The following is a 25689-nucleotide window of genomic DNA, read 5'->3' on the forward strand; positions in this document are numbered from 1 at the left end:
TCAAACCCCGGCAGGCCAGCGCACGGCGCGGCAGCGGGGGAGTGGTAGCAGACGAGTTGGCAGTTGGAAGTAGCGGGAGAAGGCGTGCTGGTGCCGGCAATACCAGCGACTTCCAACTGACAATTTCAAGTTCCCTTCGGATCGTGGGCGCACGATCCGCACAACAAGGTGGAAGACCTCATGACGTCCTATTCGTTCACCGAAAAAAAGCGTATCCGCAAGGATTTCGGCAAGCAGCGCTCGATTCTCGAAGTGCCGTTCCTGCTCGCCATCCAGGTGGATTCCTATCGTGAATTCCTGCAGGAAAACGTCGATCCGGCCAAGCGCACGGACCACGGCCTGCACGCTGCGCTGAAGTCGGTCTTCCCGATCGCCAGCTACAGCGGCAATGCTGCCCTGGAATACGTCGGCTACAAGCTGGGCGAACCGGTCTTCGACGAGCGTGAGTGCCGCCAGCGCGGCATGAGCTACGGCGCCCCGCTGCGCGTGACCGTGCGCCTGGTGATCTACGACCGTGAGTCGTCGACCAAGGCCATCAAGTACGTGAAGGAGCAGGAGGTCTATCTGGGCGAAATCCCGCTGATGACCGAGAACGGCACCTTCATCGTCAACGGCACCGAGCGCGTCATCGTCTCGCAGCTGCACCGCTCGCCGGGCGTGTTCTTCGACCACGACCGTGGCAAGACCCACAGCTCGGGCAAGCTGCTGTACAGCGCCCGCATCATTCCTTACCGCGGCTCCTGGCTGGACTTCGAGTTCGACCCGAAGGACGCGCTGTTCACCCGTATCGACCGTCGCCGCAAGCTGCCGGTGTCGATCCTGCTGCGCGCGCTCGGCTACAGCAACGAAGAGATGCTGGCCGAGTTCTTCGAGATCAACACCTTCCACATCAACCCGGATGAAGGCGTCCAGCTGGAGCTGGTGCCGGAGCGCCTGCGTGGCGAAACCCTGGGCTTCGACCTCGCCGACGGCGACAAGGTCATCGTGGAAGCCGGCAAGCGCATCACCGCGCGCCACATCAAGCAGCTGGAAGCCTCGGGCATCGCCGCCCTGGCCGTGCCGGACGACTACATCGTCGGCCGCATCCTGTCGCACGACGTGGTCGATGCCTCGACCGGCGAACTGCTGGCCCAGGCCAACGACGAGATCACCGACGAGCAGCTGCAGGCCTTCCGCAAGGCCGGCGTCGATGCGGTCGGCACCCTGTGGGTGAACGACCTGGATCGTGGCCCGTACCTGTCCAACACCCTGCGCATCGATCCGACCAAGACCCAGCTGGAAGCCCTGGTCGAGATCTACCGCATGATGCGTCCGGGCGAGCCGCCGACCAAGGATGCCGCGCAGAACCTGTTCCACAACCTGTTCTTCACCTTCGAGCGCTACGACCTGTCCGCGGTCGGCCGCATGAAGTTCAACCGTCGCGTGGGCCGCAAGGAAACCACCGGCGAAGCCGTGCTGTACGACAGCAAGTACTTCGGTGAGCGCAACGACGAAGAGTCCAAGCGCCTGGTCGCTGCCCACGGCGACAGCTCCGACATCCTGGACGTGATCAAGGTCCTGACCGAGATCCGCAACGGTCGCGGCGTGGTCGATGACATCGATCACCTGGGCAACCGTCGCGTGCGTTCGGTCGGTGAAATGGCCGAGAACGTGTTCCGCGTCGGCCTGGTCCGCGTCGAGCGCGCGGTCAAGGAGCGCCTGTCGATGGCCGAGTCGGAAGGCCTGACCCCGCAGGAACTGATCAACGCCAAGCCGGTCGCCGCTGCCATCAAGGAGTTCTTCGGCTCCTCGCAGCTGTCGCAGTTCATGGACCAGAACAACCCGCTGTCGGAAGTGACTCACAAGCGTCGCGTCTCGGCCCTGGGCCCGGGCGGTCTGACCCGTGAGCGCGCCGGCTTCGAAGTGCGCGACGTGCACCCGACCCATTACGGCCGCGTCTGCACCATCGAAACCCCGGAAGGCCCGAACATCGGCCTGATCAACTCGCTCGCCGTGTATGCCCGCACCAACCAGTACGGTTTCCTCGAGACCCCGTACCGCAAGGTCGTGGACGGCAAGGTCTATGACGAAGTCGAGTTCCTGTCGGCGATCGAAGAAAACGAGTACGTCATTGCGCAGGCCAACGCCCTGACCAATGCCGACAGCGTGCTGACCGAGCAGTTCGTTCCGTGCCGCTTCCAGGGCGAATCGCTGCTGAAGCCGCCGGCGGAAGTCCACTTCATGGACGTCTCGCCGATGCAGACCGTGTCGATCGCGGCCGCGCTGGTTCCGTTCCTGGAGCACGATGACGCCAACCGCGCACTGATGGGCGCCAACATGCAGCGTCAGGCCGTGCCGACCCTGCGTGCGCAGAAGCCGCTGGTCGGTACCGGCATCGAGCGCGCCGTGGCGCGTGACTCCGGTGTGACCGTGAACGCCCGTCGTGGTGGCGAGATCGTGCAGATCGACGCGGCCCGCATCGTGGTCAAGGTCAACGAGGAAGAGATCGTTGGCGCCACCGACGCAGGCGTGGACATCTACAACCTGGTCAAGTACACCCGTTCGAACCAGAACACCTGCATCAACCAGCGCCCGCTGGTCCAGGTCGGTGACGTCATCGCCCGCGGCGACGTGCTGGCCGACGGTCCGTCCACCGACATCGGCGAACTGGCCCTGGGCCAGAACATGCTGATCGCGTTCATGCCGTGGAACGGCTACAACTTCGAAGACTCCATCCTGCTCTCCGAGCGCGTGGTGGAAGAGGATCGTTACACCACGATCCACATCGAAGAGCTGACCTGCGTCGCGCGTGACACCAAGCTGGGGCCGGAGGAAATCTCCGCCGACATCCCGAACGTCTCCGAGCAGGCGCTGAACCGCCTGGACGAGAGCGGCGTGGTGTACATCGGCGCGGAAGTCCGTGCCGGCGACATCCTGGTCGGCAAGGTCACCCCGAAGGGCGAAAGCCAGCTGACCCCGGAAGAGAAGCTGCTGCGCGCGATCTTCGGCGAGAAGGCTTCGGACGTGAAGGACAGCTCGCTGCGCGTTCCGCCGGGCATGGACGGCACCGTCATCGACGTGCAGGTCTTCACCCGCGACGGCATCGAGAAGGACAAGCGCGCCCGCCAGATCGAAGAGTCTGAAATCAAGCGCGTCAAGAAGGACTTCGACGACCAGTTCCGCATCCTGGAAGCCGCCATCTACATGCGTCTGCGTTCGCAGATCGTGGGCAAGGTGGTCAACGGTGGCGCTGGCCTGAAGAAGGGTGACGTGATCACCGACGCCTTCCTGGACGGCCTGAAGAAGGCTGACTGGTTCGCCCTGCGCATGAAGGACGAGGACGCTTCGGAAGCCATCGAGCGCGCGCAGAAGCAGATCCAGGCGCACGAGAAGGAGTTCGAGCGTCGCTTCGCCGACAAGCGCGGCAAGATCACCGCCGGTGACGACCTCGCTCCGGGCGTTCTGAAGATGGTCAAGGTGTTCCTGGCCGTGAAGCGCCGCATCCAGCCGGGCGACAAGATGGCTGGCCGCCACGGCAACAAGGGTGTGGTCTCCAACGTGGTGCCGGTCGAGGACATGCCGTACATGGCCTCGGGCGAAACCGTGGACATCGTGCTGAACCCGCTGGGCGTGCCGTCGCGCATGAACATCGGCCAGATCCTGGAAGTGCACCTGGGCTGGGCCGCCAAGGGTCTGGGTCGCAAGATCCAGGCGATGATGGAAGCCCAGGCGGCGGTCGCCGACCTGCGCAAGTTCCTGGACGACATCTACAACCACGACGACACCAACGTGGCCAACCGTGTCGACCTGTCGCAGTTCAGCGACGAGGAACTGCTGCGCCTGGCCCGCAACCTGACCGACGGCGTGCCGATGGCTACCCCGGTGTTCGACGGCGCCACCGAAGCGGAAATCAAGCGCATGCTGGAACTGGCCGACCTGCCGAGCAGCGGCCAGACCCAGCTGTACGACGGCCGCACCGGTGAAGCCTTCGATCGCCACACCACCGTTGGCTACATGCACTACCTGAAGCTGAACCACCTGGTCGACGACAAGATGCACGCCCGTTCGACCGGTCCGTACTCGCTCGTCACCCAGCAGCCGCTGGGCGGCAAGGCGCAGTTCGGCGGCCAGCGCTTCGGTGAAATGGAAGTCTGGGCGCTGGAAGCCTACGGCGCGGCCTACACCCTGCAGGAAATGCTGACGGTGAAGTCCGATGACGTGCAGGGCCGCAACCAGATGTACAAGAACATTGTCGACGGTGAGCACGAGATGGTCGCGGGCATGCCGGAATCCTTCAACGTGCTCGTGAAGGAAATCCGCTCGCTGGCCATCAACATGGAACTGGAAGACAACTGATCCATGCCGGCGCGGCGGCCTCCGCCGCCGCGCCGCTGGCAGTCAACTGAAAGCCCATCGACACAGCATTCCTCCTTCTGGAGAACACCATGAAAGACCTGCTCAACCTCTTCAACCAGCAGCGCCAGACGCTGGACTTCGACGCGATCAAGATCGCGCTGGCCTCGCCGGACCTGATCCGTTCGTGGTCCTTCGGCGAAGTGAAGAAGCCGGAAACCATCAACTACCGTACCTTCAAGCCGGAACGCGACGGCCTGTTCTGCGCCGCCATCTTCGGCCCGGTGAAGGACTACGAGTGCCTGTGCGGCAAGTACAAGCGCATGAAGCACCGCGGCGTGGTCTGCGAAAAGTGCGGCACCGAAGTGACCCTGGCCAAGGTGCGCCGTGAGCGCATGGGCCACATCGACCTGGCGTCGCCGGTCGCGCACATCTGGTTCCTGAAGTCGCTGCCGTCGCGCATCGGCCTGATGCTGGACATGACCCTGCGCGATATCGAGCGCGTGCTGTACTTCGAAGCGTACGTGGTGACCGAGCCGGGCCTGACCGCCCTGGAGCGCCGCCAGCTGCTGACCGAAGAACAGTACCTGCAGGCCCGCCAGGAGCACGGTGACGACTTCGACGCCGCCATGGGCGCCGAGGCCGTGTACGAACTGCTGCGCACGATCGACCTGCAGTCGGAAATGACCCGCCTGCGCGAGGAAATCGCCGCTACCGGCTCGGAAACCAAGCTCAAGCGTCTCACCAAGCGCATCAAGCTGATCGAGGCCTTCCTGGAATCGGGCAACCGTCCGGAATGGATGGTCATGACCGTGCTGCCGGTGCTGCCGCCGGACCTGCGCCCGCTGGTCCCGCTGGATGGCGGCCGCTTCGCGACCTCCGACCTGAACGACCTGTACCGCCGCGTCATCAACCGCAACAACCGCCTGCGCCGCCTGCTCGAGCTGAGCGCGCCGGACATCATCGTGCGCAATGAAAAGCGCATGCTGCAGGAATCGGTCGATGCGCTGCTGGACAACGGCCGTCGCGGCCGTGCCATCACCGGCACCAACAAGCGCCCGCTGAAGTCGCTGGCCGACATGATCAAGGGCAAGCAGGGTCGCTTCCGCCAGAACCTGCTCGGCAAGCGCGTCGACTACTCGGGCCGTTCGGTCATCGTGGTCGGTCCGTACCTGCGCCTGCATCAGTGCGGCCTGCCGAAGAAGATGGCGCTGGAGCTGTTCAAGCCGTTCGTCTTCGCCAAGCTGCAGCGTCGTGGCCTGGCCACCACCATCAAGGCCGCCAAGAAGCTGGTCGAGCGCGAAGAAGCCGAAGTCTGGGACATCCTGGAAGAGGTCATCCGCGAGCATCCGGTGATGCTGAACCGTGCGCCGACCCTGCACCGTCTGGGCATCCAGGCGTTCGAGCCGGTGCTGATCGAAGGCAAGGCCATCCAGCTGCACCCGCTGGTCTGCACCGCGTTCAACGCCGACTTCGACGGTGACCAGATGGCCGTCCACGTGCCGCTCTCGCTGGAAGCCCAGCTGGAAGCGCGTGCGCTGATGATGTCGACCAACAACATCCTGTCGCCGGCCAACGGCGAGCCGATCATCGTGCCGTCGCAGGACGTCGTGCTGGGTCTGTACTACATGACCCGCTCGCTGGAAAACAAGAAGGGCGAGGGCATGGCCTTCGCCAACATCGCCGAAGTGAAGCGTGCCTACGACAACCGCGTGGTGGAACTGCACGCCAAGGTCAAGGTCCGCATCACCGAGGTGGTGACCGACGAAGACGGCAACAAGCAGAACAAGACCTCGATCGTGGACACCACGATCGGTCGCGCCCTGCTGGCTGAAATCCTGCCGGAAGGCCTGCCGTTCGCGCTGGCCAACACCGAGCTGACCAAGAAGAACATCAGCCGCCTGATCAACTCCAGCTACCGCCAGCTGGGCCTGAAGGACACGGTCGTGTTCGCCGACAAGCTGATGTACACCGGCTTCGCCTACGCGACCCGCGCCGGCGTCTCGATCGGCATCGACGACATGCTGATCCCGGACGAGAAGAAGGGCATCCTCACCGAGGCCGAAGCCGAAGTGCTGGAAATCCAGGAGCAGTACCAGTCGGGCCTGGTCACCGCCGGCGAGCGCTACAACAAGGTGGTCGACATCTGGTCGCGCACCAACGAGCGCATCGCCAAGGCGATGATGGACACCATCGGTACCGAGAAGGTGGTCAATGCCAAGGGCGAGACCATCGACCAGAAGTCGATGAACTCGCTGTACATCATGGCCGACTCCGGTGCGCGTGGTTCGCAGGCGCAGATCCGTCAGCTGGCCGGCATGCGCGGCCTGATGGCCCGCCCGGACGGCTCGATCATCGAGACGCCCATCAAGGCGAACTTCCGCGAAGGCCTGAACGTGCAGGAGTACTTCAACTCCACCCACGGTGCCCGTAAGGGTCTGGCCGATACCGCGCTGAAGACCGCGAACTCGGGTTACCTGACCCGTCGTCTGGTCGACGTCGCGCAGGACGTGGTGATCACCGAGGTGGATTGCGGTACCACCGAAGGCCTGATCATGACCCCGATCGTGGAAGGCGGCGACGTGGTCGAGCCGCTGAAGGACCGCGTGCTGGGTCGCGTGGTTGCCGAGGACGTGTTCCTGCCGGGCAACGACGAGGATCCGATCGTCACCCGCAACACCCTGCTCGACGAAGCCTGGGTCGCCAAGCTGGAAGATGCCGGCGTGCAGACCATCAAGGTCCGCTCGACCATCTCCTGCGAATCGGCGTTCGGTGTCTGCTCGCGCTGCTACGGCCGCGACCTGGCCCGTGGCCACCTGGTCAACATCGGTGAAGCGGTCGGCGTCATCGCCGCGCAGTCCATCGGTGAGCCGGGTACCCAGCTGACCATGCGTACGTTCCACATCGGTGGTGCGGCGTCGCGAGCTGCAGCGGTCGACAACATCACCGTCAAGACCACCGGCTCGGTCAAGTTCAGCAACCTCAAGTCGGTCGAGCATGCCAACGGCTCGCTGGTCGCAGTGTCGCGCTCGGGCGAAATCTCGGTGCTCGATGCCCACGGCCGTGAGCGTGAGCGTTACAAGCTGCCGTACGGTGCGACCATCACGTCCAAGGACGGTGATGCGATCAAGGCTGGCCAGACCGTGGCCAACTGGGATCCGCATAACCACCCGATCGTGTCGGAAGTGGCCGGCTTCATCCGCTTCATCGACTTCGTTGATGGCATCACCGTCATCGAGAAGACCGACGAGCTGACCGGCCTGGCTTCGCGCGAAATCACCGATCCGAAGCGTCGTGGTACCCAGGCCAAGGACCTGCGCCCGATCGTGCGCATCGTCGACGCCAAGGGCAACGACCTGTCGATTCCGGGCACCGACCTGCCGGCGCAGTACCTGCTGCCGCCGCGTTCGATCGTCAACCTGCAGGACGGCGCCCCGGTGGGCGTGGGCGACGTCGTCGCCAAGATCCCGCAGGAAGCGTCGAAGACCCGCGACATCACCGGTGGTCTGCCGCGCGTGGCCGACCTGTTCGAAGCGCGCAAGCCGAAGGATCCGGCGGTGCTGGCCGAGCGTTCGGGCATCATCAGCTTCGGCAAGGACACCAAGGGCAAGCAGCGCCTGATCATCAAGGACACCGATGGTTCGGAGCACGAAGAGCTGATCCCGAAGTACCGCCAGGTCATCGTGTTCGAAGGCGAGCATGTCACCAAGGGTGAAACCATCGTGGACGGCGAGCCGAGCCCGCAGGACATCCTGCGCCTGCTGGGCGTCGAGCCGCTGGCGGCCTACCTGGTGAAGGAAATCCAGGACGTGTACCGCCTGCAGGGCGTGAAGATCAACGACAAGCACATCGAGGTGATCACCCGCCAGATGCTGCGCAAGGTCGAGATCACCGATCAGGGCAGCAGCAAGTTCCTGAACGGCGAACAGGTGGAGCGTCAGCGCGTTATCGAGGAAAATGCGCGCCTGTCGGCCCGCAACGAGCTGCCGGCGCACTTCGATCCGGTCCTGCTGGGTATCACCAAGGCGTCGCTGGCGACCGAATCGTTCATCTCGGCCGCTTCGTTCCAGGAAACCACCCGCGTGCTGACCGAAGCGGCCGTCCGCGGCACCTCGGACAACCTGCGTGGCCTGAAGGAAAACGTCATCGTGGGTCGCCTGATTCCGGCCGGTACCGGCCTGGCGTACCACAGCAACCGCCGTCGCGGCGCTTCCGGTCTCACCGAGTCGGAAATGCAGACCCTGGCCGGTACCCCGGCCGCGGTCGAGGCGCCGGTGGTTGAAGCCGAAGCTGAACAGGCGTCGGGCGAAGAATGAGGTAGCCGGTCCGGCCGCAAGGCCGGACCACCCCATCGGTCCATCGATGGGATTGGGAAAGGGCAGGGGAGATCGTCCGCGATCGACCCTGTCAACCTGAACGGGGTACATGGAGGCCCCCCAGTAACGTCCCGGGATCAGGGACGGGCTTGACAGGAGGCGTTTGACTGCTTTCCTGGCAGGTTGCTACAATCGTCTGTCTCAGCAGGCCAGAATTTCGGCCTGCTTTAACATTTCCGCATCTCTGGTCGGATTTTCCGGCCACCAATCAGAAGAACCTACTGATGGCGACGATCAACCAGCTGGTCCGCAAGCCGCGGCAAGCGACCACCTACAAGAGTGCCTCGCCGGCGCTCGACAAGTGCCCGCAGCGCCGTGGCGTCTGCACCCGTGTCTACACCACCACTCCGAAGAAGCCGAACTCGGCTCTGCGCAAGGTTGCCAAGGTCCGCCTGACCAACCAGGAAGAAGTGATTTCCTACATCGGTGGTGAAGGCCACAACCTGCAGGAGCACTCCGTGGTCCTGATCCGCGGCGGTCGCGTCAAGGACCTGCCGGGTGTGCGTTACCACACCGTTCGTGGCTCGCTCGACGCCGCCGGCGTTGCCAAGCGTCGCCAGGCCCGTTCCAAGTACGGCGCCAAGCGTCCGAAGGCATAAGGAGAGAGCACTATGTCGCGTAAGGGTAATACTCCGCAGCGTTCCGTCCTGCCCGATCCGAAGCACGGAAGCGAAACCATCGCCCGCTTCATCAACATGGTCATGCAGAGCGGCAAGAAGTCCGTCGCCGAAAAGATCGTGTACGGCGCCATGGACGTGATCACCGAGAAGAACAGCAGCGCCAACGCCATTGAACTGGTGCAGAAGGCTCTGGACAACGTCGCTCCGGCGGTCGAAGTCAAGTCGCGTCGCGTCGGTGGTGCCACCTACCAGGTGCCGGTCGAAGTGCGTTCGTCGCGCAAGATGGCCCTGGCCATGCGCTGGCTGATCGACTCCGCGCGCAAGCGTGGTGAGAACACCATGCCGAAGAAGCTGGCTGCTGAACTGATCGACGCCTCGGAAAACCGTGGCGGCGCCATCAAGAAGCGCGAAGAAACCCACCGCATGGCCGAAGCCAACAAGGCATTCGCCCACTACCGCTGGTGAGTTTGACGGCCTTGTAAAACAGGCAGGGCAGCACCACTTCGGTGCGTGCTGCCTCGCGGTCCCAGAAGGGCTGCGCCAATCCGAAGGCCGCCGAAAGGCGGCGTTCGGCCATCCGAAATCCAAGAAATCTGAGAGGCTCCCGTGGCCCGTTCCACTCCCATCGAGCGTTACCGTAACTTCGGCATCATGGCTCACATCGATGCCGGCAAGACCACCACGTCCGAGCGCATCCTGTTCTACACCGGCAAGAGCCACAAGATCGGTGAAGTGCACGACGGCGCCGCCACCATGGACTGGATGGAGCAGGAGCAGGAGCGTGGCATCACGATCCAGTCCGCTGCCACCACCGCGTTCTGGAAGGGCATGGACAAGTCCCTGCCGGAGCACCGCTTCAACATCATCGACACCCCCGGGCACGTCGACTTCACCATCGAAGTGGAGCGCTCGCTGCGCGTGCTCGACGGTGCCGTCTTCGTCCTGTGTGCCGTCGGTGGCGTGCAGCCGCAGTCGGAAACCGTGTGGCGCCAGGCCAACAAGTACCACGTGCCGCGCATCGCGTTCGTCAACAAGATGGACCGCACCGGTGCCAACTTCCAGAAGGTCGTCGGCCAGCTGAAGGCCAAGCTGGGCGCGGTCGCCGTGCCGATGCAGCTGCCGATCGGCGCTGAAGACAACTTCAAGGGCGTTGTCGACCTGCTGAAGATGAAGGCCATCCATTGGGATGAGGCTTCGCAGGGCATGAAGTTCGAATACAGCGACATCCCGGCCGATCTGCAGGCGGCTGCCGAAGAGGCTCGCCAGTTCATGGTCGAGACCGCTGCCGAAGCCAGCGAAGAGCTGATGGAAAAGTACCTGGGCGGCGAAGAGCTGGCCGAGGCTGAAATCATCAACGCGCTGCGTACCCGCACCCTGGCCACCGAGATCGTGCCGATGTACTGCGGCTCGGCCTTCAAGAACAAGGGCGTGCAGGCCATGCTGGACGGCGTGATCCAGCTGCTGCCGTCGCCGGTCGACGTGCCGGACGTGAAGGGCGTGGACGTTGACGACGACACCGTCGAGATGACCCGCAAGTCGGACGACAAGGCGCCGTTCTCGTCGCTGGCCTTCAAGATCATCACCGACCCGTTCGTCGGCGCGCTGACCTTCTTCCGCGTCTACTCGGGCACCCTGAACGGTGGCGACACCGTGCTGAACTCGGTGAAGGGCAAGAAGGAGCGCATCGGTCGCATCCTGCAGATGCACTCGAACAACCGCGAGGAAATCAAGGAAGTTCTGGCTGGTGACATCGCTGCTGCCGTGGGCCTGAAGGACACCACCACCGGTGACACCCTGTGCGCCGTGGACGCGCCGATCATCCTGGAGCGCATGACGTTCCCGGAGCCGGTGATCTCGATGGCCGTCGAGCCGAAGACCAAGTCGGACCAGGAAAAGATGGGTCTGGCCCTGGGCCGTCTGGCGCAGGAAGATCCGTCGTTCCGCGTCAAGACCGACGAAGAATCCGGCCAGACCATCATCTCGGGCATGGGCGAGCTGCACCTGGACATCATCGTCGACCGCCTGAAGCGCGAGTTCAACGTTGAAGCTAACGTCGGCGCGCCGCAGGTGGCCTACCGCGAAACCATCACCCTGGCCGACGTCAAGTCGGACTACAAGCACGCCAAGCAGTCCGGTGGTAAGGGTCAGTACGGTCACGTCGTGATCGAGCTGTCGCCGATCACCGCTGAAGACCGTGCCGATCCGAAGCTGGCTCCGGCCATCAAGGACGACTTCCTGTTCATCAACGACATCACCGGCGGCGTGATCCCGAAGGAATTCATTCCGTCGGTTGAAAAGGGCCTGCGCGAAACCATCACCAGCGGTCCGCTGGCTGGCTTCCCGGTCGTGGACGTCAAGGTGAAGCTGGTGTTCGGTTCGTACCACGACGTCGACTCCTCGGAAATGGCGTTCAAGCTGGCTTCGTCGATGGCCTTCAAGCAGGGCTTCGCCAAGGCCAAGCCGGTGCTGCTGGAGCCGATCATGAAGGTCGAGATCGTGACCCCGGAGGATTACCAGGGTGACGTGATGGGCGACGTCAGCCGTCGTCGCGGCGTGCTGCAGGGTTCCGACACCACCGGTGACGGTTCGGCCAGCATCATCAACGCGATGATCCCGCTGGGTGAAATGTTCGGCTACGCCACTGCGCTGCGTTCGCAGACCCAGGGCCGCGCCACCTTCACCATGGAATTCGATCACTACGAGCCGGCTCCGACCAACATCGCCGAAGCCGTCATGAAGAAGGGCTGAGCCTCGCTCAGCCTCTCTTGAAACCACTTACGAACAATCAAGGTATAGAACAATGGCAAAGGGTAAGTTCGAGCGCACCAAGCCGCACGTCAACGTCGGCACCATCGGTCACGTCGATCACGGCAAGACCACGCTGACCGCCGCACTGACCAAGATCGGTGCCGAGCGCTTCGGTGGCGAGTTCAAGGACTACTCCTCGATCGACGCCGCGCCGGAAGAAAAGGCTCGTGGTATCACGATCTCGACCGCGCACGTCGAATACGAATCCCCGATCCGTCACTACGCCCACGTTGACTGCCCGGGCCACGCTGACTACGTCAAGAACATGATCACCGGTGCCGCCCAGATGGACGGCGCGATCCTGGTGTGCTCGGCCGCTGACGGCCCGATGCCGCAGACCCGTGAGCACATCCTGCTGTCGCGCCAGGTCGGCGTGCCGTACATCGTCGTGTTCCTGAACAAGGCCGACATGGTCGACGACGCCGAGCTGCTCGAGCTGGTCGAGATGGAAGTGCGCGAACTGCTGAGCAAGTACGAGTTCCCGGGCGACGACACCCCGATCATCGCCGGTTCGGCCCGCCTGGCGCTGGAAGGCGACCAGAGCGACATCGGTGTGCCGGCCATCCTGAAGCTGGTCGACGCGCTGGACAGCTGGATTCCGGAGCCGGAGCGTGCGATCGACAAGCCGTTCCTGATGCCGGTGGAAGACGTGTTCTCGATCTCGGGCCGCGGCACCGTGGTGACCGGTCGTATCGAGCGCGGCGTGATCAAGGTTGGCGACGAAATCGAAATCGTCGGCATCCGTCCGGTGCAGAAGACCACCGTGACCGGCGTTGAAATGTTCCGCAAGCTGCTGGACCAGGGTCAGGCAGGCGACAACGCTGGCCTGCTGCTGCGCGGCACCAAGCGTGACGACGTCGAGCGTGGCCAGGTGCTGGCCAAGCCGGGCACGATCAAGCCGCACACCAAGTTCGAAGGCGAAGTGTACGTCCTGTCGAAGGACGAAGGCGGCCGCCACACCCCGTTCTTCAACGGCTACCGTCCGCAGTTCTACTTCCGCACCACCGACATCACCGGCGCAGCTGCGCTGCCGGAAGGCGTCGAAATGGTGATGCCGGGTGACAACGTCAAGATGGTCGTCACCCTGATCAACCCGGTGGCAATGGACGAAGGCCTGCGCTTCGCCATCCGCGAAGGCGGCCGTACCGTCGGCGCCGGCGTGGTCTCGAAGATCATCGAGTAATCTGGTAGTATCTGCGCCCCGATGTTGCCTGGGTAGGGCATCGGGGCGTATCAAATGGGAAAGCAGGCACAGGATGTGCCTTGTGTTCCCCGGACCAGGAAGGGTCAATGCCATTCAGGCGGCGTCAACAGGCGACTGTTGACAGCTGCCTTGCGTGCCATTATGCTTCTACGTCTGGGCAGGCCGGGAAACTGGTCTGCCTACGTTTTTGAGGTCCATGGAGTGACCTTGTCGGCCTGCAGGACTGCGGGCCGTCCGTATTCAGGAATTTCATGGGGCAAAGCAACCCAGAGGCTTTGTCTGTCGCTCTTTTAACGAAGGAACCTACCGCCATGGCGGACCAAAAGATCCGGATCCGGCTGAAAGCGTTCGATCATCGTCTGATCGACCGTTCGGCCAGCGAGATCGTTGAAACGGCAAAGCGGACCGGCGCGCAAGTGCGTGGCCCGATCCCGCTGCCGACCAAGATCGAGCGTTACACCGTTCTCGTCTCCCCGCACGTCGACAAGGACGCGCGTGACCAGTACGAGACCCGCACGCACAAGCGCGTGCTCGATATCGTTGACCCGAATGACAAGACCGTGGACGCGCTGATGAAGCTCGAACTGGCTGCCGGCGTCGACGTTCAGATCAAGCTGACCTGAGGACTACGACCATGACGAAGAAGTATTCGTTGGGCTTCGTGGGCCGCAAGGCCGGCATGAGCCGCGTGTTCACCGAAGATGGCCGTTCCATCCCGGTGACCCTGATCGAAGCAACCCCGAACCGCATCGCGCAGATCAAGACCGTCGAAACCGACGGCTACAGCGCCGTGCAGGTGACCGTCGGCGCGCGTCGCGCTGCCCTGGTCAACAAGCCGGAAGCCGGCCACTTCGCCAAGGCGAAGGTGGAAGCGGGTCGTGGCCTGTGGGAATTCCGCGTTGAAGACGCGCAGCTCGGCGATTTCGCCGTGGGCGGCGAAGTCAAGGCGGACATCTTCGAAGTCGGCCAGATCGTCGACGTCCAGGGTGTCACCAAGGGTAAGGGCTTCCAGGGCACCATCAAGCGCCACAACTTCCGTATGGGCGATGCAACCCACGGTAACTCGCTGTCGCATCGCGCGCCGGGTTCGCTGGGTCAGCGCCAGACCCCGGGTCGCGTTTTCCCGGGCAAGAAGATGTCGGGCCACATGGGCGCGGTGCAGCAGAGCACCCAGAACCTGGAAGTGGTCAAGGTCGACGTCGAGCGCGGTCTGATCGCCGTTCGCGGCGCCGTTCCGGGCGCGGCGGGTGGCGATGTGATCGTCCGTCCGGCGAGCAAGGCATAAGGAGAGATGACGATGGAACTCGTTATCACGGGTAGCAACAACAAGGTCTCGGTCTCCGACGCCGTGTTCGGTCGCGATTTCAGCGAAGATCTGGTCCACCAGGTCGTCGTTGCCTACCGCAACGCCGGTCGCGCCGGCACCAAGGCACAGAAGACTCGCTCCGAAGTGGCTGGTACCACCAAGAAGTCGAAGAAGCAGAAGGGCGGCGGCGCGCGTCATGGCGCACTGACGGCTCCGATCTTCGTCGGCGGCGGTGTCACCTTCGCGGCCAAGCCGCGCAGCTTCGAGCAGAAGGTCAATCGTAAGCAGTACCGTGCCGCCATGTGCGCGATCCTGTCCGAGCTGAACCGTCAGGGCCGTCTGACCATCGTGGAGTCCTTCGATGTCGAAGTGACCAACACGAAGGGTCTGATCGCCAAGCTGGCCGGCCTGGAAGTGGGCAAGCGCCCGCTGATCGTCACCGAAGAAGCGTCCGAGCACCTGTACCTGTCCGCCCGCAATCTGCCGTACGTGCAGGTGCGTGACGTCCAGGGTCTGGATCCGGTCTCGCTGGTGGGTGCCGACACGGTCGTCATCACCGCTGACGCGGTCAAGAAGGTCGAGGAGTGGCTGGCATGAACAGCAACGAAAAAATCTTCAGCGTGCTGCGTGCCCCGCGTGTCTCCGAAAAGACCGCGCGCCTGCAGGAACTCTCCAACCAGTATGTCTTCGAAGTTTCGAACGAAGCCACCAAGGCCGATGTAAAGGCCGCGGTTGAGCAGCTGTTCGACGTCAAGGTCGAAGCCGTCAACGTGGTCAACGTCAAGGGCAAGAACAAGTCCTTCCGTAACCGTGCTGGCCGCCGCGGCGATTGGCGCAAGGCGTACGTTCGCCTGGCCGACGGCCAGTCGATCGATGTAACGGCCAAGGCCTGAGGTACATCCCATGCCATTGATGAAATTCAAGCCCACTTCCCCCGGCCGCCGTTCGGCCGTGCGCGTGGTTACGCCCGACCTGCACAAGGGTGCTCCGCACGCCGCGCTGGTCGAGTCGCAGAGCCGCTCGGGTGGCCGCAACCACCACGGCCGCATCACCGTGCGTCACGTCGGTGGTGGTGCCAAGCAGCACTACCGCATCATCGACTTCAAGCGCAACAAGCTGGGCATCCCGGCGCGCGTGGAACGCATCGAATACGATCCGAACCGCACCGCCCACATCGCCCTGCTGTGCTACGTCGATGGTGAGCGTCGCTACATCATCGCCCCGAAGGGCCTGAAGGCCGGTGATCAGGTGATCGCTGGTTCGGATGCCCCGATCAAGGCCGGCAACACCCTGCCGCTGCGCAACATCCCGGTCGGCACCACCATCCACTGCATCGAGCTGAAGCCGGGCAAGGGCGCTCAGATCGCTCGCGCCGCTGGTGCGGCCGTGCAGCTGGTGGCTCGCGAAGGCATCTACGCCACCCTGCGCCTGCGCTCGGGTGAAATGCGCAAGGTTCCGGTCGAGTGCTGCGCCACCATCGGCGAAGTCGGCAACGACGAGCACAGCCTGGAAAAGCTGGGCAAGGCCGGTGCCAAGCGTTGGCGCGGCGTCCGCCCGACCGTTCGTGGTGCTGCCATGAACCCGGTTGACCACCCGCACGGTGGTGGTGAGGCCAAGGCCGGCCAGGGTAACCCGCATCCGGTCACCCCGTGGGGTGTTCCGACCAAGGGTTACAAGACGCGCCATAACAAGCGCACTCAGCAGTTCATCGTCCGCGATCGTAGGGGCTAATCGACCATGGCACGTTCACTCAAGAAGGGCCCGTTCGTCGATCACCACCTCGTCAAGAAGGTGGAGGCCGCTGCGGGCAGCAAGAAGCCGATCAAGACCTGGTCGCGCCGTTCGATGATCCTGCCTGACATGGTAGGCATCACCATTGCCGTGCATAACGGCAAGAACCACATCCCGGTTCTCGTCAACGAGAACATGGTCGGCCACAAGCTCGGCGAATTTGCCATCACCCGGACCTTCAAGGGTCACGGTGGTGACAAGAAGTCGGGCAAGTAAGGAGAGATGACAATGGAAGCGAAAGCCATCCTGCGCACTGCGCGCATCTCCCCGCAGAAGGCTCGTCTGGTCGCTGACCAGGTGCGCGGTCTGCCGGCCGAACGTGCGGTCAACCTGCTGAAGTTCTCGGACAAGAAGGCTGCCCACCTGATCAAGAAGGTGGTGGAGTCGGCAATTGCCAACGCCGAGAACAACCAGGGCGCCGACGTCGACGAGCTGAAGGTTCAGACCATCATGGTTGATGAAGGTCCGACCCTGAAGCGTTTCATGGCGCGGGCGAAAGGCCGCGGTACCCGCATCCTCAAGCGCACCAGCCACATCACTGTGGTTGTGGGCGCCGCCAAGTAAGCGGATAAGGAAAAGACCATGGGTCATAAAGTTCATCCGATTGGTATCCGCCTCGGCATTTCCAAGGACTGGAACTCCAAGTGGTACGCCAACAAGGCCGAGTTCGCCGGTTACCTGGCAGCCGACCTGAAAGTGCGCGAAATGCTGCGCAAGAAGCTGGCCCAGGCCGGCATCAGCAAGATCCTGATCGAGCGTCCGGCCAAGACCGCTCGCGTGACGATCCACACCGCCCGTCCGGGCGTGGTGATCGGCAAGCGCGGTGAGGACATCGAGAAGCTGCGCAAGGAAGTGAGCGAGATGATGGGCGTCCCGGCGCACATCAACGTCACCGAAGTGCGCAAGCCGGAACTGGACGCGCAGCTCGTTGCCGAGTCGATCGCCCAGCAGCTGGAGCGTCGCATCATGTTCCGCCGTGCAATGAAGCGCTCGGTCGGCAACGCGATGCGCCTGGGTGCCCTGGGCATCAAGGTCAACGTTGGTGGCCGCCTCAACGGTGCTGAAATCGCCCGTTCGGAGTGGTACCGCGAAGGCCGCGTGCCGCTGCACACCCTGCGTGCCGACATCGACTATGGCTTCGCTGAAGCCAAGACGACCTACGGCATCATCGGCATCAAGGTCTGGATCTACAAGGGCGAGGTCTTCGATTTCTCCCAGGTTGGCCAGGAAAAGCAGGACGACACCCCGTCGCGCAACGATCGTCACGATCGCGGCGACCGTGGTGACCGTCAGCGCCCGGCCCGTGAAGCGAGGTAACGACAATGTTGCAACCCAAGCGAACCAAGTACCGCAAGGTACACAAGGGCCGTAACGATGGCCTGAGCTGGAGCGCCAACGCTGTCAGCTTCGGCGAATACGGCCTGAAGGCAACCGCACACGGTCAGCTGACCGCGCGTCAGATCGAAGCGGCCCGCCGCTCGATCAGCCGCTACGTCAAGCGCGGCGGCAAGATGTGGATCCGCGTGTTCCCCGACAAGCCCATCACCAAGAAGCCCATCGAAGTTCGAATGGGTTCGGGTAAGGGTAACGTGGAATACTGGGTGGCCCAGATCCAGCCCGGCCGCATGATCTATGAAATCGAGGGTGTTTCCGAGGAAGTGGCTCGCGAGGCGTTCCGCCTGGCCGCCGCCAAGCTCTCGGTCACCACCACTTTCGTGACCCGTACGGTGCGCTGATGGATATCAAAACTCTCCGTGAAAAGTCGGCTGACGAACTCAAGGCCCACCTGATCGACCTGCGTAAGGAACAGTTCTCTGTCCGTATGCAGCAGGTCACCGGCCAGCTGCCGAAGACCCACGACATTCGCCGGGTCCGTCGCGAGATTGCTCGCGTCAAGACCCTGCTCGGCAGCACGAAGTAAGGATGGCCGCTATGAGCGACAATACTGAAAAGAAGACGCTGCGCACGGTCGAAGGCCGTGTCGTCAGCAACAAGATGGACAAGACGGTTACCGTCCTGGTTGAGCGTCAGGTCAAGCACGCGCTGTACGGCAAGTACATCAAGCGCTCGACCAAGCTGCACGCCCACGATGCCGACAACGCCTGCAAGGAAGGCGATGTCGTCCGCGTGACCGAGATTGCTCCGATGTCCAAGACCAAGAACTGGCGCGTGGTGGAAGTCATCACGCGTGCGGCTGAATAAGGAGTCTGAATCATGATCCAGATGCAGAGCTACCTTGACGTCGCGGACAATTCGGGTGCCAAGCAGGTGATGTGCTTCAAGGTGCTGGGTGGTTCCAAGCGCCGTTACGCCGGCATCGGCGACATCATCAAGGTCACCGTGAAGGATGCGATTCCGCGCGGCAAGGTCAAGAAGGGTGAAGTGTATGACGCCGTCGTGGTGCGTACCCGCAAGGGTGTGCGTCGCGCCGACGGTTCGCTGATCCGCTTCGACGGCAACGCTGCCGTCCTGCTGAACAACAAGCAGGAGCCGATCGGTACCCGTATCTTCGGGCCGGTGACCCGTGAACTTCGTTCGGAGAAGTTCATGAAGATCGTCTCGCTCGCTCCCGAAGTGCTGTGAGCGACAGGAGATAATCATGGCTAACCGTATCAAGAAGGGCGACCAGGTTGTCGTCAACGCTGGCAAGGACAAGGGCAAGCAGGGCGAAGTCGTCCGCGTCGACGGCGACCGTGTGGTCGTCGCCAACGTGAACATCGTCAAGCGCCACACCAAGCCGAACCCGCAGGCAGGTGTTGCCGGCGGCGTGGTCGAGCGCGAAGCTTCGATCCATATCTCCAACGTGAACGTGCTGAACCCGGCTTCGGGCAAGGGCGAACGCGTTGGCTTCAAGGTGCTGGAGGATGGACGCAAACTGCGTGTGTTCCGCTCCAGCGGTGAGGCGCTCGACGCCTGAGGAATGTGAAGATGACTTCCCGTCTCGAAAAGATCTACAAGGAAGAAGTGGTGCCGGCGCTGATGAAGCAGTTCGGCTACACCAATCCGATGGAAGTACCGAAGCTCGTCAAGGTCACCCTGAACATGGGTGTCGGCGAGGCTGCCACCAACAAGAAGATCCTGGAAAACGCCGTCGCGGACATGACCAAGATTTCCGGCCAGAAGCCGGTTGTCACCAAGTCGCGTATCTCGGTTGCGTCGTTCAAGATCCGTGATGGTTGGCCGATCGGCTGCAAGACCACGCTGCGTCGCCACAAGATGTACGAGTTCCTGGACCGCCTGATCAACATCTCGCTGCCGCGCGTGCGCGACTTCCGTGGTGTTTCCGGTCGTTCCTTCGACGGCCGCGGCAACTTCAACATGGGTGTGAAGGAACAGATCATCTTCCCGGAAATCGACTTCGACGCCGTCGACGCGATCCGCGGTATGGATATCGCCATCACCACCACTGCGAAGACCGACGCGGAAGCGAAGGCGCTGCTGGCAGCGTTCAAGTTCCCGTTCCGTAACTGATCTGTCGAGGAAACCGAAATGGCAAAGACCTCCATGGTCAACCGCGACATCAAGCGGGAAAAGCTGGCCAAGAAGTACGCTGAGAAGCGTGCGGCTCTGAAGAAGATCGTGTCCTCCGTGGACGCGACCTACGAAGAGAAGATCGACGCCGCAACCAAGCTGGCCAAGCTGCCGCGCGATTCGTCGCCGAGCCGTCAGCGCAACCGTTGCGAGCTGTCGGGTCGTCCGCGTGGCGTGTACAGCAAGTTCGGCCTCGGCCGCAACAAGCTGCGCGAAGCCACCATGCGTGGCGACGTCCCGGGCCTGCGCAAGGCCAGCTGGTAATCCCAGCCGGCCCTGCGATCAGCAGCCCCTGCAGGGGCCGCTGAACCGGGGAGGGGAGGCGTTCAGCTTCCTTTCTGCGAAAAAACCCGAAGAGCCCGACGCAAGTCGGGCTCTTTTGGCGTATACTCCCGCGTCTTGCCCTGTGCAGACGGGGTTGTAGGAGTGGGCCTGGCCCGCTGCATCAAGGGACCTGGCCCGTTTCCAGGAGACAACAGATTTTCGCGAAAGCGGATATCGGTGCACTCAAAGGTACTCATATGAGCATGACTGATCCCATCGCCGACCTGCTGGTCCGCATCAAGAATGCGGCCGCAGTTGGCAAGCAGACGGTGAAAGCCCCGTCGTCCAAGATCAAGGTTGCGATCGCCCAGGTCCTGAAGGACGAGGGTTACATCACCGACCTGCGCGTGACCCAGCTGGAAAACAACAAGTCCGAGCTGGAAATCGTGCTGAAGTATTTCGAAGGCAAGCCGGTCATCGCGACCCTGAAGCGCTTCTCGCGTTCGGGCCTGCGCCAGTACCGCGGCAAGAGCGAGCTGCCGAAGGTCATGAACGGCCTGGGTATCTCCATCATTTCCACCTCCAAGGGCATCATGACTGATGCGCAGGCGCGCCAGCTGGGCGTCGGCGGCGAAGTCCTGTGCTTCGTGGCCTAAGGCGAAAGGAGTAGAACTATGTCCCGCGTAGCCAAGAAGCCGATCACCCTGGGTAAGGTTGAACTGAACGTCCAGTCGGACAGCGTCACCGCCAAGGGCCCGAAGGGCACCCTGTCGCTGGCCAAGCCGGCCGGCATTGCCATCAACGTCGACAATGGCGTTGCCACCCTGAGCACCGAGAACGCCGAGCTGGTCGCACTGACCGGCACCGTGCGTGCGATCCTGTCCAACATGGTCAAGGGCGTGTCCGAAGGCTTCGAGCGCAAGCTGGAGCTGGTTGGCGTGGGTTACCGCGCTGCCATGCAGGGCAAGGACCTGAGCCTGTCGCTGGGCTTCTCGCACCCGGTCGTGTTCGTGGCGCCGGAAGGCATCACCATCACCACCCCGACCCAGACCGAGATCCTGGTCCAGGGCGCTGACAAGCAGGTCGTCGGTGAAGTCGCCGCCAAGATCCGTGCGTTCCGCAAGCCGGAGCCGTACAAGGGCAAGGGCGTGAAGTACTCCGACGAAGTCATCATCCGTAAGGAAGCCAAGAAGGCGTAAGTGCGAGTCCCTCGCAAGAGCCCGCACATCCATGTGCGGACTCCTCAGGGAGAAGCCCATCCTTCAGCTTTCAAGGAATAATCAAAATGAACAAGAACATCGCCCGCCTGCGTCGCGCCAAGTCGACCCGCGCCCACATCCGTGAGCTCGGCGTCGCCCGCCTGTCGGTGCTGCGCACCGGCCAGCACCTGTACGCCCAGGTCTTCACCGCTGACGGTTCGAAGGTGCTGGCTGCCGCCAACACCACCCAGACCGACGTCAAGGAAGGCCTGAAGAACGGCAAGAACGCCGATGCCGCTGCCAAGGTTGGCCGCATCGTCGCCGAGCGCGCCAAGGCCGCCGGCGTCGAGAAGGTTGCCTTCGATCGTTCGGGCTACCGCTACCACGGCCGCATCAAGGCCCTGGCAGAAGCGGCCCGCGAAGCCGGCCTGCAGTTCTAAGGGACAAGGGCAGGGGGCCGATGGCCTCCTGCCTGCCTGCTCGCCAGCCTGAGCGAGGCTGGACGGCGCCGCTCTTCTGCAGTGGCCCACCGGAACAACGCGTCACTCCACAACCATAAGCGGCCTCGAGCCGTACATACCCAAACAACCAAGGAATCAACATGGCAGAAGAGCGTCAGCAGCGGGGTCGCGATCGCGACCGTAACCGCGAAGAGAAGATCGACGACGGCATGATCGAAAAGCTGGTCGCGGTCAACCGCGTCAGCAAGACCGTCAAGGGTGGCCGCCAGTTCACCTTCACCGCCCTGACCGTTGTCGGCGACGGCGAAGGCAAGGTCGGTTTCGGTTATGGCAAGGCCCGCGAAGTGCCGGTCGCCATCCAGAAGTCGATGGAACAGGCCCGCAAGAACCTGGTCAGCGTTGACCTGAACAACGGCACCCTGTGGCACACCATCAAGGATGGTCACGGCGCAGCCCGCGTGTTCATGCAGCCGGCTTCGGAAGGTACCGGCGTGATCGCCGGCGGTGCCATGCGCGCCGTGCTGGAAGCCGTTGGCGTGAAGAACGTGCTGGCCAAGGCCACCGGTTCGCGCAACCCGATCAACCTGGTGCGTGCCACCGTGAAGGGCCTGTCTGCTGCGCAGTCGCCGGCTCGCATCGCGGCCAAGCGCGGCAAGAAGGTGGAGGAACTCAACCATGGCTAATGAGTCCAACAAGACTGTGAAGGTCCGCCTGGTGCGTGGCCTGCGTGGTACCCAGTCGCGTCACCGCCTGTCGGTGCGTGCCCTGGGCCTGAACAAGCTCAACGATGTGCGTGAACTGAAGGACAGCCCGCAGGTACGCGGCCTGATCAACAAGGTTCAGTACCTCGTCCAGGTTGAGGAGTAATCGACCATGACTCTGCGTCTCAATGAACTGAGCCCGGCACCGGGCGCCCGCACCGAGCGCACCCGCGTCGGCCGCGGTATCGGCTCGGGCCTGGGCAAGACTGCCGGCCGCGGCCACAAGGGTTCGTTCGCCCGTAAGGGTGGCGGCAAGATCAAGGCTGGCTTCGAAGGCGGCCAGACCCCCATGCAGCGCCGTCTGCCGAAGATCGGCTTCCGTTCGCCGATCGCCAAGGACACCGCTGAAGTGCTGCTGTACGCGCTGGACAAGCTGCCGGCCGGTGAGATCGATTTCGCCGCCCTGCGTGCTGCCAAGCTGGTCCCGAGCACCGCAAAGAAGGCCAAGGTCGTCGTCAAGGGCGAAGTGACCAAGGCGTTCACCCTGAAGGGTATTGCTGCCACGGCGGGTGCCAAGGCTGCAATCGAAGCTGCCGGCGGCAGCGTAACGGAGTAAGAAAATCATGGCGCAAGCTGGCATCGGTAACCTCGCGGGCGGAATGGGCAAGTTCACTGAACTTCGCCAACGTTTGCTGTTCGTCGTCGGGGCTTTGATCGTCTATCGCATCGGCTGCTACGTGCCGGTGCCGGGCGTCAATCCCGATGCCATGCTTGCCATGATGCAACAGCAGGGCGGCGGCATCGTGGACATGTTCAACATGTTCTCGGGCGGCGCCCTGCACCGTTTCAGCATCTTCGCGCTGAACGTGATGCCGTACATCTCGGCATCGATCGTGATGCAGCTGGCCGTGCACATCTTCCCCGCCCTGAAGGCGATGCAGAAGGAAGGTGAGTCCGGCCGCCGCAAGATCACCCAGTATTCGCGCATCGGCGCCGTGCTGCTGGCAGTGGTGCAGGGCGGCTCGATCGCGCTGGCCCTGCAGGGCCAGGTCTCGCCGTCGGGCGCTCCGGTCGTGTATGCGCCGGGCATGGGCTTCGTGCTCACTGCCGTGGTCGCACTGACCGCCGGCACCATGTTCCTGATGTGGGTCGGTGAGCAGGTCACCGAGCGCGGCATCGGCAACGGCGTGTCGCTTATCATCTTCGCCGGTATCGTGGCGGGCCTGCCGGGTGCGGTCATCCACACCTTCGACGCCTACCGCGACGGCAACATCCAGTTCATCCAGCTGCTGCTGATCGCCATCGTCGTGCTCGCCTTCACCTTCTTCGTGGTGTTCGTCGAGCGTGGCCAGCGCCGGATCACGGTCAATTACGCGCGCCGCCAGGGTGGTCGCAACGCGTACATGAACCAGACCTCGTTCCTGCCGCTGAAGCTCAACATGGCCGGCGTCATCCCGGCGATCTTCGCCTCGAGCCTGCTGGCCTTCCCGGCCACCCTGGCCATGTGGTCCGGCCAGGCCGCCAACCAGAGCAGCTTCGGCCAGGTCCTGCAGAAGGTCGCCAACGCCCTGGGCCCGGGCGAGCCGCTGCACATGATCGTGTTCGCTGCGCTGATCACCGGTTTCGCGTTCTTCTATACCGCGCTGGTGTTCAACTCGCAGGAAACCGCCGACAACCTGAAGAAGTCCGGTGCGCTGATTCCGGGCATCCGTCCGGGCAAGGCGACCGCCGACTACATCGACGGCGTGCTGACCCGCCTGACCGCGGCCGGCTCGGCGTACCTGGTGATCGTCTGCCTGCTGCCGGAACTGATGCGCACGCAGCTGAACGCCTCGTTCTACTTCGGTGGTACTTCGCTGCTGATCGTGGTGGTGGTGGTGATGGACTTCATCGCCCAGGTGCAGGCGCACCTGATGTCCCACCAGTACGAGAGCCTGCTGAAGAAGGCCAACCTGAAGGGTGGCAACCGCGGCGGTTTTGCCCGCGGCTGATAGGCCTGTTATACTTTCGTCTTCCTGACGTGATGGTCCCTCCGCTTCGCGGACTCCGGCCACACAAACGAAGGGCGGCCCCCGCAGCGGTTCCGGGTGGGGGTGTGATGAGGTGGTCCCGCGCTGGAGTAGCGCGGGCGGCCCCGGGGGAAACCCCAGGTCCAACCCCATCCGGCGCCGGAGCCTGGGCACACTCCCCAGGCCGGGTTCATGAAACCAATGGTTTCACGGGCTTCCATGTAAACCGGAACCTTGTTAGTATCGCTAGTTTACTTTTTTGATCCATCCTGCCGGATTGGCGTGCCCGAGGCGCGCTGTCGGCCATCACTCAGCTGGAGAACCGCGTCATGGCGCGTATTGCAGGCGTCAACCTGCCAGCCCAGAAGCATGTCTGGGTCGGGTTGCAAAGCATTTACGGCATCGGCCGTACCCGTTCGAAGAAGGTCTGCGAAGTCGCAGGCGTTGCTTCGACCACCAAGATCCGCGATCTGTCGGAGCCGGAAATCGAGCGCCTGCGCGCCGAAGTCGGCAAGTACATCGTGGAAGGCGATCTGCGCCGTGAAATCGGTATCGCGATCAAGCGCCTGATGGACCTGGGCTGCTACCGCGGCCTGCGTCACCGTCGTGGCCTCCCGCTGCGTGGCCAGCGCACCCGTACCAACGCCCGCACCCGCAAGGGTCCGCGCAAGGCGATCAAGAAGTAAGGGACTGAGAAATGGCTAAGCCCGCTGCTAAGACCAAGAAGAAGATCAAGCGCGTCGTCACCGACGGCGTTGCCCACGTCCACGCTTCGTTCAACAACACCATCGTCACCATCACCGACCGCCAGGGCAATGCTCTGTCGTGGGCGACCTCCGGTGGCGCTGGCTTCCGCGGTTCGCGCAAGTCGACCCCGTTCGCTGCCCAGGTGGCTGCTGAAAAGGCCGGTCGTGCTGCGCTGGACTACGGCGTGAAGTCGCTGGAAGTCCGCATCAAGGGCCCGGGTCCGGGCCGTGAGTCGGCCGTGCGTTCGTTGAACAACGTCGGCTACAAGATCACCAACATCATCGACGTGACGCCTATCCCGCACAACGGGTGCCGTCCGCCGAAGAAGCGTCGCGTCTAA

At 63.2% G+C, this 25689-nt stretch carries 30 protein-coding genes; all 30 read left to right on the forward strand.

Translation table 11 applies throughout. The features are described from left to right. The first annotated feature begins 180 nt into the window (after nt 1–180). On the forward strand, nt 181–4335 hold the full coding sequence (rpoB, locus tag VG566_RS02815) for a DNA-directed RNA polymerase subunit beta (RefSeq protein ID WP_014036099.1): 4155 nt from the start codon (nt 181–183) through the stop codon (nt 4333–4335). Nucleotides 4336–4424: 89 nt separating this feature from the next. Next, nucleotides 4425–8648: a DNA-directed RNA polymerase subunit beta' gene (rpoC, locus tag VG566_RS02820; RefSeq protein ID WP_014646049.1), complete on the forward strand. Its 4224-nt coding sequence runs from the start codon at nt 4425–4427 to the stop codon at nt 8646–8648. A 284-nt stretch (nt 8649–8932) separates the two neighbouring features. Then, the gene (rpsL, locus tag VG566_RS02825; RefSeq protein ID WP_004145320.1) at nt 8933–9307 is read left to right on the forward strand and encodes a 30S ribosomal protein S12; all 375 of its coding nucleotides are present in this window, start codon (nt 8933–8935) and stop codon (nt 9305–9307) included. Nucleotides 9308–9319: 12 nt separating this feature from the next. Continuing rightward, the gene (rpsG, locus tag VG566_RS02830) at nt 9320–9793 is read left to right on the forward strand and encodes a 30S ribosomal protein S7 (RefSeq protein ID WP_004145321.1); all 474 of its coding nucleotides are present in this window, start codon (nt 9320–9322) and stop codon (nt 9791–9793) included. Between the two features lie 141 nt (nt 9794–9934). After that, nucleotides 9935–12076 (forward strand): elongation factor G, encoded by a 2142-nt coding sequence (gene fusA / locus VG566_RS02835; protein WP_014646050.1) that lies wholly within the window; start codon nt 9935–9937, stop codon nt 12074–12076. Nucleotides 12077–12128: 52 nt separating this feature from the next. Continuing rightward, nucleotides 12129–13319 (forward strand): elongation factor Tu, encoded by a 1191-nt coding sequence (tuf, locus tag VG566_RS02840; RefSeq protein WP_014036096.1) that lies wholly within the window; start codon nt 12129–12131, stop codon nt 13317–13319. 332 nt (nt 13320–13651) lie between these two features. Next, entirely contained in the window at nt 13652–13963 is a 312-nt protein-coding gene (rpsJ, locus tag VG566_RS02845) for a 30S ribosomal protein S10 (protein WP_005408208.1), read from the forward strand. Nucleotides 13964–13974: 11 nt separating this feature from the next. Further along, a complete protein-coding gene (gene rplC / locus VG566_RS02850) occupies nt 13975–14625 on the forward strand; it encodes a 50S ribosomal protein L3 (protein ID WP_004145336.1) in 651 nt (216 codons plus the stop codon). Nucleotides 14626–14637: 12 nt separating this feature from the next. Continuing rightward, nucleotides 14638–15243, forward strand: coding sequence for a 50S ribosomal protein L4 (rplD, locus tag VG566_RS02855; protein ID WP_004145337.1), 606 nt, complete (start codon nt 14638–14640; stop codon nt 15241–15243). After that, a complete protein-coding gene (gene rplW / locus VG566_RS02860; RefSeq protein ID WP_004145338.1) occupies nt 15240–15539 on the forward strand; it encodes a 50S ribosomal protein L23 in 300 nt (99 codons plus the stop codon). The genes rplD and rplW overlap by 4 nt, the downstream gene beginning before the upstream one ends. Nucleotides 15540–15549: 10 nt before the next feature. Further along, nucleotides 15550–16377: a 50S ribosomal protein L2 gene (gene rplB, locus VG566_RS02865; protein ID WP_004145339.1), complete on the forward strand. Its 828-nt coding sequence runs from the start codon at nt 15550–15552 to the stop codon at nt 16375–16377. 6 nt (nt 16378–16383) lie between these two features. Then, entirely contained in the window at nt 16384–16653 is a 270-nt protein-coding gene (gene rpsS / locus VG566_RS02870) for a 30S ribosomal protein S19 (RefSeq protein ID WP_005415413.1), read from the forward strand. Nucleotides 16654–16665: 12 nt separating this feature from the next. Continuing rightward, nucleotides 16666–17001 (forward strand): 50S ribosomal protein L22, encoded by a 336-nt coding sequence (gene rplV / locus VG566_RS02875; protein WP_004145348.1) that lies wholly within the window; start codon nt 16666–16668, stop codon nt 16999–17001. 18 nt (nt 17002–17019) lie between these two features. Next, on the forward strand, nt 17020–17754 hold the full coding sequence (rpsC, locus tag VG566_RS02880) for a 30S ribosomal protein S3 (RefSeq protein ID WP_004145350.1): 735 nt from the start codon (nt 17020–17022) through the stop codon (nt 17752–17754). Between the two features lie 5 nt (nt 17755–17759). Next, nucleotides 17760–18173: a 50S ribosomal protein L16 gene (gene rplP, locus VG566_RS02885; protein WP_004154486.1), complete on the forward strand. Its 414-nt coding sequence runs from the start codon at nt 17760–17762 to the stop codon at nt 18171–18173. Continuing rightward, nucleotides 18173–18358 (forward strand): 50S ribosomal protein L29, encoded by a 186-nt coding sequence (rpmC, locus tag VG566_RS02890; protein ID WP_004154487.1) that lies wholly within the window; start codon nt 18173–18175, stop codon nt 18356–18358. The genes rplP and rpmC overlap by 1 nt, the downstream gene beginning before the upstream one ends. Before the next feature lie 11 nt (nt 18359–18369). Next, nucleotides 18370–18639 (forward strand): 30S ribosomal protein S17, encoded by a 270-nt coding sequence (gene rpsQ, locus VG566_RS02895; RefSeq protein WP_004154489.1) that lies wholly within the window; start codon nt 18370–18372, stop codon nt 18637–18639. Between the two features lie 12 nt (nt 18640–18651). Then, nucleotides 18652–19020, forward strand: coding sequence for a 50S ribosomal protein L14 (gene rplN / locus VG566_RS02900; RefSeq protein ID WP_010483978.1), 369 nt, complete (start codon nt 18652–18654; stop codon nt 19018–19020). A 16-nt stretch (nt 19021–19036) separates the two neighbouring features. Beyond that, nucleotides 19037–19354 carry a 50S ribosomal protein L24 gene (rplX, locus tag VG566_RS02905; RefSeq protein ID WP_004154490.1) on the forward strand — a complete coding sequence of 106 codons (318 nt, stop codon included), beginning with the start codon at nt 19037–19039 and terminating at the stop codon, nt 19352–19354. Nucleotides 19355–19365: 11 nt separating this feature from the next. Further along, the gene (gene rplE, locus VG566_RS02910; RefSeq protein WP_005415416.1) at nt 19366–19908 is read left to right on the forward strand and encodes a 50S ribosomal protein L5; all 543 of its coding nucleotides are present in this window, start codon (nt 19366–19368) and stop codon (nt 19906–19908) included. 18 nt (nt 19909–19926) lie between these two features. Continuing rightward, nucleotides 19927–20232, forward strand: a complete 306-nt coding sequence (gene rpsN, locus VG566_RS02915; RefSeq protein ID WP_005408209.1) for a 30S ribosomal protein S14 — start codon at nt 19927–19929, stop codon at nt 20230–20232. Nucleotides 20233–20489: 257 nt separating this feature from the next. After that, entirely contained in the window at nt 20490–20888 is a 399-nt protein-coding gene (rpsH, locus tag VG566_RS02920) for a 30S ribosomal protein S8 (RefSeq protein WP_005408210.1), read from the forward strand. 18 nt (nt 20889–20906) lie between these two features. Next, nucleotides 20907–21431, forward strand: coding sequence for a 50S ribosomal protein L6 (gene rplF / locus VG566_RS02925; RefSeq protein WP_014646052.1), 525 nt, complete (start codon nt 20907–20909; stop codon nt 21429–21431). An 80-nt stretch (nt 21432–21511) separates the two neighbouring features. After that, complete coding sequence (gene rplR / locus VG566_RS02930) at nt 21512–21871, forward strand: 50S ribosomal protein L18 (RefSeq protein ID WP_169411773.1); 360 nt, start codon at nt 21512–21514, stop codon at nt 21869–21871. 161 nt (nt 21872–22032) lie between these two features. Further along, complete coding sequence (gene rpsE / locus VG566_RS02935; protein WP_005408213.1) at nt 22033–22575, forward strand: 30S ribosomal protein S5; 543 nt, start codon at nt 22033–22035, stop codon at nt 22573–22575. Beyond that, complete coding sequence (rpmD, locus tag VG566_RS02940) at nt 22568–22759, forward strand: 50S ribosomal protein L30 (protein WP_005408214.1); 192 nt, start codon at nt 22568–22570, stop codon at nt 22757–22759. The genes rpsE and rpmD overlap by 8 nt, the downstream gene beginning before the upstream one ends. Before the next feature lie 6 nt (nt 22760–22765). After that, nucleotides 22766–23209, forward strand: a complete 444-nt coding sequence (gene rplO, locus VG566_RS02945) for a 50S ribosomal protein L15 (RefSeq protein ID WP_004154498.1) — start codon at nt 22766–22768, stop codon at nt 23207–23209. A 7-nt stretch (nt 23210–23216) separates the two neighbouring features. After that, entirely contained in the window at nt 23217–24584 is a 1368-nt protein-coding gene (gene secY / locus VG566_RS02950) for a preprotein translocase subunit SecY (protein ID WP_005415420.1), read from the forward strand. 347 nt (nt 24585–24931) lie between these two features. Then, nucleotides 24932–25288 (forward strand): 30S ribosomal protein S13, encoded by a 357-nt coding sequence (gene rpsM / locus VG566_RS02955; RefSeq protein WP_004154500.1) that lies wholly within the window; start codon nt 24932–24934, stop codon nt 25286–25288. 11 nt (nt 25289–25299) lie between these two features. Further along, nucleotides 25300–25689, forward strand: a complete 390-nt coding sequence (rpsK, locus tag VG566_RS02960) for a 30S ribosomal protein S11 (RefSeq protein WP_004145443.1) — start codon at nt 25300–25302, stop codon at nt 25687–25689.

Source organism: Stenotrophomonas sp. CASM114 (assembly GCF_049384325.1).
Taxonomy (GTDB): domain Bacteria; phylum Pseudomonadota; class Gammaproteobacteria; order Xanthomonadales; family Xanthomonadaceae; genus Stenotrophomonas; species Stenotrophomonas muris.